Genomic DNA, 12,497 nt, shown 5'->3' with positions numbered 1-12,497 from the left:
CGATCACGTACAACAGGTACCGGTCCGCGTGTCACGCCTGTTCAAAGCTACGCACGGGCCGCGACCGTTCTGCCCATGGAGCCGGAAATTCCCCCGCACAGGCATGAGTCGCAACGCACGCTGATCGCACGGGAGTTCGCGATGCGGTTCACATCGACCCCGCGCGGCGCACGACTCGCCCGTCGCCTCACCTCGCACCGCCTGAACGAGTGGGGTCACCCGTACACGTCACCGGCCAACGAGACCGTCACCCTGATCACGGCGGAACTCACCGCCAACGCGGTCCGGCACGGCCATGTACCCGGCCGCGACTTCCGGCTCCGACTCGCCGCGACCGGCCGCCTCCTACGGGTCGAGGTCACCGACACTCGGGCCGAGCGACTGCCCGTTACGGCTGCGCCGTACCCGGACGAGGAGTCCGGGCGAGGCCTCCTGCTCGTCGACGCTCTGGCCGACGACTGGGGAGTCACCCCGCGCCCGGCCGCCCCCGGCAAGACCGTGTGGGCGGAAGTGCGCCTTCCCGTAGCGGTGGACACACCCTGAACAGCCCGCCGGGGCCCGGCACCCGACTTCTGCGACCCCGTGGCGGCAGGCGTCACATCACACACGGGGTGCACTCTCCTGGGCGGGATCCTTGGACGCCGGGTGATCCGGACCGTCGGCCGGGGCGGCGGCACGCAGCGCGGCTTCGACCCGGCGGTTGCTGGTCATGGACGCCGTGACGGCCGTCATCGCCAGGAGGAGGCCGGCGGCGGCGTAGAGCGGGGTGCGGATGTCGTACGTGGTGGCCAGCCAGCCACCGAGGAACGCCCCGACGGGGGCGGCGCACATGGCCAGCATGCGGGAGGTGGAGGCGACCCGGCCCATCAGGTGGGCCGGGACGATCGCCTGCCGGAGGGAGGGCGCGAGCACCATCGTGGCGCCCATGCCGGCCCCGCAGACGGCGAGCGCCAGCCCCGCAACGTACGGGTTCGGGGCAGCGGCCAGGCCCAGGATCGCAAGCCCTTCGACGGCGGCCGTGCAGGTCAGCGCGGTGCCGGTGCCGAGTCGCCGGCCAAGGTAGGAGGCGATACCCGCGCCGAGCAGACCGCCGGTGGCCTCCGCCGTGAGGAGCAGGCCGAAGCCGTAGGTGTCGATGCCGAGACGGTCGTGCGCGAAGAGGGCGAGGACGGTCTCCACGGCGAGGAAGGCGATGTTCCCGACCGCCGGGCGGAGCGCGAGCCCGAGCAGCACCCGGTCCCGGAAGACGTAGGAGGCCCCGGCCCGCGCCTGCCGGAGCAGCGACTCGTGGACCTCCGGCACCGGACGGGGCATGGCGGGCAGCGTGCGGACGAGCAGTGCGGAGAGCAGGAACGACACCGCGTCGGCCAGCAGCGGAACCGCCCGACCCAGAGCGAGCAGCGCACTGCCCGCAGGCGGCCCCACGAAACCGGACATGGCGGTCTGGGCGCCGCGCAGGCGGGAGTTGGCGCGCTCCAGGAGCGCGGGGTCGCGGCGGAGCAGATCCGGCAGGAAGGCCGTGGCGGCCGTGTCGAAGAAGAGCCCGCCGACGCCGAGCAGGAAGGCGACGGCCGCGAGCAGCGGAATGCTCAGCGCGTCGAGCGCGGCGGCGGCCGCCGGTATCGCGAGCAGCACCGCACGTGCCGCGTCCGCGACCCACATCGTGCGCCGACGGTCCCAGCGGTCCACCAGCGCACCGCCGAGCACCCCGAAGAGCAGCCACGGCAGCGTCCCCGCGGCCGTGACGACGGCGAGCGCCATCGGATCGCGCGTCAACGTCAACGCGATCAGCGGCAGCGCGGCCTGTGTCACCCCGTCGCCGAGCGAGGACACCGTCTGAGCTGTCCACAGCCGTCCGAACCCGGTCGGCAACTTCCGCGTCTCCGAAGTCACTTGGCGCCTCCCTCGGCCTGCTGCCGTGATGCCGGGTGGAACAGCGCGAAGACGAGTGACGCGTCCGGCAGCGACGGGTCGGACAGTTCCCGGTACTCGTCCGCCAGCGCCTGCAACCGCGCCCCCAATTCCTCGAACTGCTCGTCGGTGAGCCGCAGATGCGCCATCCGCACGTGCCGCTCGCCGTCCGCGGGCGCGGCCTCCAGGTCCGCCACCGCATGACGCATCAGCACGTCCGGTCCGCCCTCGCCCGGGTCCGGCAGCGCGATCGACCGGGCGGCCATGGCGTAGTACCGCTCGGTGACGCCCCGCACCTTTCGCGTCCGCACCACCTTCACCAGGCCGGCCCGCTCCAGCAGCCGCACGTGATAGCTGGAACTCCCCTTCGCGAGGCCCACCCGCTCGGCGATCTGCGTGATGGTCGCCGGCTCGAAGCGGAGCACGGCCATGATCCGGTGGCGCGTGAGACTGGAGACCGCGCGCAACTGTTCGTCCGTGGTGACGTGAAACGTCTCGGGAAGGTCGTCGGTAGGCATGCGAGCAATGGTCAACGATTCTTGACCATTGCGCAAGGGGATTCGTGCGATCCTCCGGAATCTGTCGTCCGGAGCGTGACGCTCCGTCAAAAAGCCCCCACCCGCCGCCGATCCGGAGAGTTGTCAGGAGATCTCCGTTCTCCGCGGATCTCTCCCGATGGGTCGTTCGCGGCCGTCCGCGGGTGCGGACCTCGGGTGGGAATCCCCGCACCGGCAAGACGCCGAGGCGGTCATGCCGCGCACCATCCGATATTTGCGGACTTCAGTAAGAAATTTGCGATGACTCGCATGGCTCGTTCCCGCAGGCCCGCGGGCCAGGTGTCTGAGTGCCTGATCGGGATCTCCTGGACCCACCCCTTCCCCGCAGTGGCGTCGGACAGCAGTTCTAGATCTTGCAGGCCAGATTTTTATTGTTGCAATGTTCTGTCTAGTTCTTGCGTGTGCATGTCGAGGATATTACGGTCCCCCTCGCGTGGTCAGCATCCCTGCCTTCCCCCTGTCTCCCGTCACCCCTTGAGCCGCGCTCCTCCTTCTCCGGCGGTGTCGGCGGCACAGTTCCGGCATTTCTTGATGAAAGGAGTGGCACGTGTTCCATTCCATCCGAGATCTGAGACGAGCCCTCGTCTGGGCGGTCAGCACCGCGATGCTGGCCGTCGTCGGCGTCTTCGCGCTGGCTGTCCCACCTGCCTGGGCGGCGACCGCTGCCACCGGCGGCAGCGGCGCGAGCCTGCCGTACGTCGAGGTGCAGGCCGAGAATTCCGCCACCAACGGCACACCCATAGGCCCGAGTTACACCCAGGGCCAGTTGGCCGACGAGGCGTCGTACCGCAAGGCGACGACGCTCCAGGGCACCGGCAAGTACGTCACGTTCACCACGCCGGTGGCGACCAACTCGATCAACTTCCGGTACAGCATCCCCGACACCTCGGGCGGCTCGGTCTACACCGCCGCGCTGTCCCTGTACATCAACGGCGTCAAGCAGCCCGACTTCACCCTGACCAACGCCTACAGCTGGTACTACGGCAGCTACCCCTTCACCAACTCGCCGGGCAGCAACCCGCACCACTTCTTCGACGAGGCCCACCGCCTGTTCTCCACCACCTATCCGGCGGGAACGACCTTCAAGCTGCAGGTCGATTCGGGGGACACCGCCTCCTCGTACACGCTCGACTTCGCCGACTTCGAGCAGGTCGGCGCCGCCCTGACCGCACCCTCGGGGGCGGTGTCGGTGACCAGCAAGGGCGCCGACTCCACCGGTGCGAGCGACGCGACCGGCGCGTTCAACGCCGCGATCAGCGCGGCCGGCCCCGGCGGCACCGTGTGGATCCCGCCGGGCACCTACAACATCCCCGGCCACATCAGCGTCAACAACGTCACGATCGCCGGCGCCGGAATGTGGTACTCGACCGTCACCGGCACGGCCCCCGGCTTCTACGGCGGCTCCGCGCCCTCGGCCAGCACCGGCGTGCACCTCCAGAACTTCGCGATCTTCGGCAATGTGCAGGAACGCGACGACAGCGCCCAGGTCAACGGCATCGGCGGCGCGATGAGCACCTCGACCGTCGCCAACCTGTGGATCGACCACATGAAGGTCGGCGCCTGGATGGACGGGCCGATGGACGGGCTGACGTTCAGCGGCATGCGCATCCGCGACACCACCGCGGACGGCATCAACTTCCACGGCGCCGTCACCAACTCGAAGGTGACCAACAGCGACATCCGCAACACCGGTGACGACGGCATCGCCACCTGGGCGGACTCCGGCATCGGCGCCGACGCCAACGACACGATCTCGAACAACACCGTGTCCCTGCAGATCCTCGCCAACGGCATCGCGATCTACGGCGGCCACGACAACACCGTCAGCGGCAACCGGGTGGTGGACACCGGCCTCGCCCAGGGCGGCGGCATCCACGTGGGGCAACGCTTCACGTCGACACCGGTCGGCACCACCACGATCTCCGACAACACCATGATCCGGGACGGCAGCCTCGACCCGAACTGGCAGTTCGGCGTGGGCGCCCTGTGGTTCGACGGCAGCCAGGGCGCGATCACCGGCCCGGTCAACGTCACCAACGCGCTGATCCAGCAGAGTCCGTACGAGGCCGTCCAGTGGGTCGAGGGCACCATCAGCGGTGTCAACCTCAACAATGTGACCATCGCCGGCACCGGAACCTTCGCCCTGCAGGAGCAGACCGGCGGCGCGGCGAAGTTCACCAACGTCACGGCGACCGGCGTCGGTTACTCGTCCCCGGTGTACAACTGCTCGGGCGGCAACTTCGTCGTCACCGACGGCGGCGGCAACTCCGGCATCAGCGGCACACCGTACTGCGGCGGTTGGCCCGCCCCGGTCTACCCGCCCTACCCGTCCGAAGGCGTGACGGCCACCCCCGGCGCGCTGAACTTCGGCTCGGTCCCGACCGGTTCGACGAGCGACCCGCAGACCGTGACCGTCTCCAACCCGACCAACAGCTCCGCGCCCGTCTCCTCGATCTCCGCCGGTGGCGACTACTCCCAGACCAACACCTGCGGCTCGTCGATCGCGGCGAACGGCTCGTGCACCGTCAGTGTGAAGTTCGCGCCGACGGCGACCGGCAGCCGGAGCGGCACGCTGACCGTCAACGCGGGCGGCGTCACCGACACGGTCACCCTCTCCGGTACCGGCACCGCGCCTGGCCCGGTCCTGAACACCGACCCGGCGAGCCTGTCCTTCGACGCCACGGTGGTCGGCTCCTCGGCCGCCACGCAAGCGGTGAAGGTGACGAACTCGGGTACCGCGTCGGCGACCGTCGCGGCCGTCGCGGCGACCGGTGACTTCAGCCAGACCAACAACTGCTCCACCCTCGCGGTCGGTGCGTCCTGCACGGTGAACGTCGGGTTCAAGCCCACCGCGGGCGGATCCCGGAGCGGCAACCTGACCGTCACCAGCAACGCCAACAACAGCCCGACCGTCGTCTCCCTGACCGGCAGCGGCATCGACAGCACCACCGATGTCGCCGCCGGCCGTCCGGCGACGGCGAGTTCGGGCAACAGCCCGTACGTCGCCTCGAACCTCACCGACCCGGACGCGTCGACGTACTGGGAAGGCACGAACGGTTCGTTCCCGCAATGGGCCCAGGTCGACCTCGGCCAGAACTACGGCGTCGGCAAGGTCGTGCTCAAACTCCCGCCGGCGACGGCGTGGTCGGCTCGCACGCAGACACTGTCGGTGCAGGGATCCACGGACGGTTCGAGCTTCTCCACGATCAAGGCGTCGGCCGGGTACACCTTCGACCCGAACGCCAACGGCAACACCGTGACCATCACGTTCAGCGCCGCCACGGCGAGATACGTGCGGGTGAACATCACCGCCAACACAGGCTGGAACGCGGCCCAGTTGTCGGACTTCGAGGTGTTCCCCGGCGACGGCGGCTCCTCGAACGCGATCCTGTCGGCCGGCCCGACGTCCCTGTCGTATCCCACCCAGGCGCTCAACACCTCCAGCAGTGCGCAGACGGTCACGGTGACCAACACCGGAACCACCGCCGCGACCGTTTCCGGCATCACCGTCACGGGCGACTTCTCGGGGACCGACAACTGCGGAACGTCGATCGCGGCGAACGCCTCCTGCACGGTGAACGTCACCTTCAGGCCCACCGCGTCCGGCACCCGGACCGGCGATCTCAGCATCGCCAGCAACGCGTCGAACGGCACGACCACGGTCGCGCTGACCGGCACCGGCGCGGGCACGGTGAGCAGGAACCTGGCCGCCGGCGCGGCCACCACCGAGTCCGGCCACACCGACGTGTACGCGTCCTCGAACGTGACGGACGGCAACCAGGGCTCCTACTGGGAGAGCGCCAACAACGCCTTCCCGCAGTGGGTCCAGGTCGACCTCGGCTCCGCGCAGAGCACCGGCCGTGTCGTCCTCCAGCTCCCCGCCGGCTGGGGCGCCCGCAACCAGACGCTGTCCCTGTCGGGCAGCACCGACGGCGCCTCGTTCACCACCATCAAGTCGTCGGCCGCGTACACCTTCGACCCCGCCACCAACAACACGGTCACCATCACCTTCACCGCGACCACCCAGCGATACCTCCGGGTGAACATCACGGCGAACAACGGCTGGCCGGCCGGTCAGATCTCCGAGTTCCAGGTCTGGAACACCTGACCCGGCCCGCCTCGACGGTGCCGCCGGGCGCGGGCGCGCCCGGCGGCACCTGCCACCGAGAGGAGTCCCGGTGGGTGTCGCGCGTGAAGTCCCGGCCGGAAACGGTCCGGGTGGCGAGGGGCGGCGGACCGGTCAGAGCAGGACGACCTCGTAGGCCAGGGTGTCCGTCTCCGCGGAGCGGAACTCGACGTCGAGGACGCGGCCCGCGGCCTGGACGTCGGGGAGGACCTCGCGCAGGGCGTTGTGCAGGGTGGGCGGGCCGGTCACGACAAGGCTCTTCACCTCGGCGCGCATGGAGAGCTGGGCGGTGCTCTTGGCCTTGCGGATGGCGGTGGTGGCCTCCGCGGCCAGGGTCAGCAGCCGGGGGTCGCCGTGGGGTGCCAGGGGCTGGAGCTCCTGGGGGGTGGGCCAGGCGGCACGGTGGATCGAGCCGCTCCGCCACCAGCTCCAGGCCTCTTCCGTGGTGAACGGCAGGAAGGGGGCCAGGGCGCGCAGCAGGACGGACAGCGCCGTCGTCAGGGTCGCGCGGGCCGAGTCGGCGTCGGCCTCGGTCATGGCGCCGTAGGCGCGGTTCTTCACCAGCTCGACGTAGTGGTCGCAGAAGCTCCAGAAGCAGCGCTCGATCGTCTCCAGGGCGCGCGCGTAGTCGTAGCCCTCCAGATGCTCGGTGGCCTCGGCGACGACCTCGGCGATCCGGGCCAGCATGGCCTGGTCGAGCGGCCGGGTGACCTCGGCGGCCGAGGGGCCGGTGCCGAAGCCCAGGACGAACTTGGAGGCGTTGAGGACCTTGACGGCGAGGCGGCGTCCGATCTTCATCTGGCCGACCTCGAACGCCGTGTCGGTGCCGGGGCGCGCGGAGACCGCCCAGTACCGGACCGCGTCCGAGCCGTGCTGGTCCAGCAGGTCGACCGGGGTGACCACGTTCCCCTTGGACTTCGACATCTTCTTGCGTTCGGGGTCGAGGATCCAGCCGCTGATCGCGGCATGGCGCCAGGGCAGCACGCCGTGCTCCAGCTCGGCGCGGACAGCGGTGGAGAACAGCCAGGTACGGATGATCTCGTGGGCCTGGGGGCGCAGGTCCATCGGGAAGACCCGGGCGAACAGATCGTCGTCGTGTCCCCATCCGCCGGCGATCTGGGGCGTGAGCGAGGAGGTCGCCCAGGTGTCCATCACGTCGGGGTCGCCGGTGAACCCGCCGGGGACGTCGCGCTGTTCGGCGGTGAATCCGGGCGGGGCCTCGCTGCTCGGGTCGATCGGCAGCGCGTCCTCGGCCGGCAGGATCATCTCGTCGGTCGGGTCGCCCGACTCGTCGAGGCGGTACCAGACCGGGATCGGTACCCCGAAGAAGCGCTGGCGGCTGATCAGCCAGTCGCCGTTGAGACCCTCGACCCAGGACTGGTACCGGCTGCGCATCGACTCCGGATGCCAGGTCAGTTCCCGTCCCCGGCCTATCAGTTGGTCGCGCAGGGCGAGGTCGCGGCCGCCGTTGCGCAGGTACCACTGCCGGCTGGTGACGATCTCGAGCGGCTTGTCGCCCTTCTCGTAGAACTTCACCATGTGGTTGAAGTGCTGCGGCTCGCCGTTCAACGCCCGCGCGTCACCGAGCAGTTCGAGGATTCGCTCGCGTGCGGTGTGCGGGGTCGCACCGGCGAGCCGCGCGTAGGCCTCCCGGGCCTGCGGTGAGTCGAGGCCGGCCGGGCCGTGCTCGACGAACCTGCCGTTCCGTCCGATCACCGCCCGGGTGGGCAGGTCGAGTTCGCGCCACCAGATCACGTCGGTGGTGTCGCCGAAGGTGCAGACCATCACCAGCCCGGTCCCCTTCTCGGGGTCGGCCAGGCGGTGCGCCAGCACAGGCACCTCGACGTCGAACACGGGGGTGCGCGCGGTGGTGCCGAACAGGTCCTGGAACCGCTCGTCGTCCGGGTGCGCGACCAGGGCCACGCACGCGGGCAGCAGTTCCGGCCGGGTCGTCGCGACTTCCAGGGCCCGCTCTCCGGCCCCCTCGAAGACGATGTGGTGGTAGGCGCTCGGCCGCTCGCGGTCCTCCAACTCGGCCTGGGCCACCGCGGTCTGGAATGTGACGTCCCACAGAGTCGGCGCCTCGGCCCGGTAGGCCTCGATCCTGGCGAGGTTACGCAGGAAGGCCCGCTGGGAGACCGCGCGAGCCCGGCTGCCGATCGTCTGGTACGTCTGCCGCCAGTCCACGGACAGCCCGAGGCGCCGCCACAGGTTCTCGAAGACCTTCTCGTCCTCAAGCGTCAGACGCTCGCACAGTTCGATGAAGTTGCGCCGTGAGACCGGGATCTGCCGCTTGCCGGGATCGGCCGCCGGGGCGAATTCCGGGTCGTAGGGAAGGGACGGGTCGCAGCGGACGCCGAAGTAGTTCTGGACGCGCCGCTCGGTGGGCAGTCCATTGTCGTCCCAGCCCATCGGATAGAAGATCTGCTTGCCGCGCATCCGCTGAAAGCGGGCGATCGCATCGGTCTGGGTGTAGGAGAAGACGTGTCCTACGTGCAGGCTGCCGCTCACCGTGGGCGGCGGGGTGTCGATCGAATACACCTGGTCCCGGGTCGCGTTGCGATCGAACTCGTATACGCCCTGCTCGTCCCAGCTCTTGCTCCACTTGGCCTCAAGGCCGTCCAGTGTGGGCTTGTCGGGAGTCGTGGGCCGAGAAAAAGGGGTCGTCATGTCCCAGGATCATAATGACAGTTGCGTCCCGGGGGGCGACCGAGGCCGGTCGACCTGCCTCCTGCAGTCCGGCTTCACCGGAACTCAGTCGCAATTCACTGCCGGTTCAGCAACGCTCGATAGGATCGCCGCAGAGGAATGGCGAGTTGAGGAATGTCCGGCGCATTCCGACGCCTGGGCGGGCCGACCGCCTCGACGCTGACGCGCACGGACGCCCGGCACTGAATTCGATCCTGCGGACCGGCCGTCGGCGGCGTACCGCCACCCATCCCGGAGGACACCGCGTGACCACCACCGCATTCGACAGGGCCGTCCGGCCTGTGGCCCTCGTCTCGGGCGGTTCCCGGGGTATCGGCCGCGCGATCGTGATCCGTCTCGCTCAGGACGGTTACGACGTCGCGTTCTGCTACCGCTCGCGGTCGGACGCCGCCGACGAGACCGCCCGGGCGGCGGCCCGGCACGGCGCCCGCACCTTCGCGCGGCGTGTCGACGTCGCCGACGCCGCGACGACCCGCGACTTCGTCACGGCGGCCGAGGCCGAACTGGGCTCCCTCGACGCGGTGGTGACCGCTGCGGGCATCACCCGCAACCAGCCGCTGGTCATGATGGACGACGCCCAGTGGCAGGACGTGGTGCGCGTCAATCTGGACGGCACCTACCATCTCTGCCGCGTCGCATTGCCGTTCCTGATCAAACGCCAGAAGGGCGTCATCGTGACGCTGTCGTCCATCGCCGGTGTGTACGGCTCGGTGATGCAGACGAACTACTCCGCCGCCAAAGCCGGGATCATCGGCTTTACGCGCGCCCTCGCCAAGGAGTACGGCAAACTCGGCGTCCGCGCGAACGCGGTGGCACCGGGATTCGTCGACACCGACATGATGGCGTCGATGAATCCCGCGACGAGGGACAAGCACCGCAAGCAGATCCCGTTGGCCCGGTTCGGCGCGCCCGAGGAGGTGGCCGACCTCGTCTCGTTCCTCGTCTCCGACCGGGCGGCATACATCACCGGTCAGGTCATCGGCATCGACGGCGGACTCGCGATCTGAGCCGGGTCCGACGAGCGGTGAGAGGGCGGTGCAGCACCGCTTCACCGGCCCGCAGCGGGATTTCATGGCGAATTCAGTGGGCGTGAATAGCCTGACCAGCAGAAAGGCGCTCCATATGAAGGGTCAGGCCGTGTCGAAGCAAAGCTTTGAGCCCATTGTCCGAGATCTCAACGGCTTGCTCCAGCGGCACGCGGAAGAACTGCCGCAGGCCGTCACCTACACGTTCGTCGACCGCTTCACCGACCGGCGCGCCTGGCGCGAACAGCAGCTCACCAACCGTGAGTTGTTCCAGCGCGCGAAAGCCCTGGCCGCCCGGATCCAGTGCCACGCGGCTCCCGGTTCCCGTGTCCTGGTGCTCAACCAGCCGGGCGCGGACTACGTGGTCGGGATCTTCGCCGCCATGCTGGCCGGCGCGATCGCGGTGCCCGCCTATCCGCCGGAGGCGACGCGGCTGAGCCGGGGGCTGGAGCGGGTTCGCGCGATCATGGCCGACGCGGCCCCGAGCTGTGTCCTGGTCGACGACATGGCGGGGCTGTCGGGGAGTTCGCTGCACGAGGAGTTCCCCTCGGTGGAGTGGATCGTCTCCTCCTCGGTCCCCGCGGAGTCGGCGGACGCCTGGGAGGCGACGGAGACCCGGCCCGAGGACCTGGCCGTGCTCCAGTACACCTCCGGGTCCACCGGGCAGCCGAAGGGCGTCATGCTCTCGCACCGGAACCTGCTGGAGAACCTGCGGGCCGGACGCGACGCGTACGGTGTCGCGGGCCGGATGAACGGTGTCTTCTGGCTGCCGCCGTACCACGACATGGGGCTCATCGGCGGCATCCTGATGGCGCTCTTCTGCGGTGGCCGGTCACAGTTGATGGCGCCGTTCGCCTTTCTCCGCGACCCCCTGCGCTGGGTCAGCGCGATGTCGCACTACGGCGCCCGTGTCAGCGCCGCGCCGAACTTCGCCTACGAGATGGCGGCCCAGGCCGCCGAGGCCGATCCCGAGGCGATCCGCGGCCTGGATCTGAGCAACTGGCGGGTGGCGATATCCGGCGCCGAACCGGTTCATCACGCGACGCTGGACCGGTTCGCCCGGGCGTTCGCCGGCGCAGGCTTTCGCCGCGACGCCTTCCACCCCTCCTTCGGACTGGCGGAGAACACCCTCGTGGTGACGGCGCAGCCCGGCGGCGACCGCCTGGCCCGCCTGGACGCGGCGGAGCTCGAACGCCACCGGGTGCGCGAGGCGGCACCGGGTGCGCAGGCACGGGTGGTCGTGGGATGCGGCCCGAGCGCGGACCCGGGCCAGCGCGTCGAGATCGTCGATCCCACGACGCGTGAACGCACACCCGAGGGAACGGTGGGGGAGATCTGGGTCGGCGGCCCCAGCGTGGCGCGGGGGTACTGGGGCAGGGAGCGGGAGAGCGAGTCGGTCTTCCGGGCCACGCTCGCCACCGGCGAGGGCCCGTTCCTGCGCACCGGCGATCTCGGGTTCGCCGGACCGGAGGGCCTGTTCGTCACCGGCCGGGTCAAGGACCTGATCGTCCTGCACGGCCGCAACCACTATCCGCACGACCTGGAACGGACCGCGGAGGAGGCGCATCCGCGGATCCGCGGCGGCCGCTGCGTGGCCTTCGCGGTCGGCGGCGAGCGCGGCGAGGAACTGGTGCTGGCCGTCGAGACGACCGGCCGGACCACCGCGGAGGAGGGCCGGGCCATAGCCGGGGCCGTCCGGGAACGGGTCGGCGCCGGCCACGCGGTGGCCGTCCGGGAAGTCGTCCTCGTGCCGCGCGGCGGGATCCGGCGCACCTCCAGCGGGAAGCTGCGGCGCTCCGCCGTGCGCGCCGCCCATCTGGCCGGGGAGTATCCGCGCGAGGAACGCTCCCGCGCCGAGTACACGGCGCCGCGCGACGAGGTCGAGCAGGCGGTCGCGGACGCCTGGAGCAGGGTCCTGGGGGTCGAGCGGGTGGGCGTCCAGGACCGGTTCTTCGAACTGGGCGGCGACTCGTTGAAGGCCGTGCAGTTGCTGGGCGATCTGGACACCCGCCTCGGACACCGGCTGACGCTGTCCGACGTGGCGGCCGTGCACACGGTCGGCGAGTTCGCCGCGCTGCTGCGGCTGCGCGCGCAGGAGACGCAACCGGGAACGACGCCGGGGGCCGCGGAGATTCAGCTGGACCTGGGTTGATGGGCGAGCACGGGGAG

General features: G+C 70.1%; 7 protein-coding genes. 4 read left to right on the top strand and 3 right to left on the bottom strand.

Annotated elements, in window-relative coordinates; translation table 11 throughout:
- The first annotated feature begins 141 nt into the window (after window positions 1-141).
- The gene (locus tag OHT01_RS06560) at window positions 142-543 is read left to right on the top strand and encodes an ATP-binding protein (protein ID WP_443043360.1); all 402 of its coding nucleotides are present in this window, start codon (window positions 142-144) and stop codon (window positions 541-543) included.
- Between the two features lie 57 nt (window positions 544-600).
- Here the strand turns inward: OHT01_RS06560 and OHT01_RS06555 are convergent, their stop codons facing one another.
- Both OHT01_RS06555 and OHT01_RS06550 read right to left on the bottom strand, forming a co-directional pair.
- Entirely contained in the window at window positions 601-1,893 is a 1,293-nt protein-coding gene (locus tag OHT01_RS06555; protein WP_328552172.1) for an MFS transporter, read from the bottom strand.
- Window positions 1,890-2,429 (bottom strand): ArsR/SmtB family transcription factor, encoded by a 540-nt coding sequence (locus OHT01_RS06550; RefSeq protein WP_328552171.1) that lies wholly within the window; start codon window positions 2,427-2,429, stop codon window positions 1,890-1,892. Before OHT01_RS06550 ends, OHT01_RS06555 begins: the two co-directional genes overlap by 4 nt.
- Before the next feature lie 586 nt (window positions 2,430-3,015).
- On the opposite strand from OHT01_RS06550, the gene OHT01_RS06545 reads away from it, so the two are divergent.
- Complete coding sequence (locus OHT01_RS06545; RefSeq protein WP_328552170.1) at window positions 3,016-6,576, top strand: choice-of-anchor D domain-containing protein; 3,561 nt, start codon at window positions 3,016-3,018, stop codon at window positions 6,574-6,576.
- Window positions 6,577-6,708: 132 nt separating this feature from the next.
- Here the strand turns inward: OHT01_RS06545 and valS are convergent, their stop codons facing one another.
- Window positions 6,709-9,264 carry a valine--tRNA ligase gene (valS, locus tag OHT01_RS06540; RefSeq protein WP_328552169.1) on the bottom strand — a complete coding sequence of 852 codons (2,556 nt, stop codon included), beginning with the start codon at window positions 9,262-9,264 and terminating at the stop codon, window positions 6,709-6,711.
- Window positions 9,265-9,548: 284 nt separating this feature from the next.
- Between valS and fabG the strand changes: the two genes are divergently transcribed.
- Window positions 9,549-10,310 carry a 3-oxoacyl-ACP reductase FabG gene (gene fabG / locus OHT01_RS06535; protein WP_328552168.1) on the top strand — a complete coding sequence of 254 codons (762 nt, stop codon included), beginning with the start codon at window positions 9,549-9,551 and terminating at the stop codon, window positions 10,308-10,310.
- Window positions 10,311-10,485: 175 nt separating this feature from the next.
- The gene (locus OHT01_RS06530) at window positions 10,486-12,480 is read left to right on the top strand and encodes an AMP-binding protein (protein WP_328552167.1); all 1,995 of its coding nucleotides are present in this window, start codon (window positions 10,486-10,488) and stop codon (window positions 12,478-12,480) included.
- Window positions 12,481-12,497: the final 17 nt, after the last annotated feature.

The organism is Streptomyces sp. NBC_00358, from assembly GCF_036099295.1.
Lineage (GTDB): Bacteria > Actinomycetota > Actinomycetes > Streptomycetales > Streptomycetaceae > Streptomyces.
The sequence above is the reverse complement of the archived record's forward strand: the minus strand, read 5'-3'. Positions and strand labels throughout refer to the sequence as shown.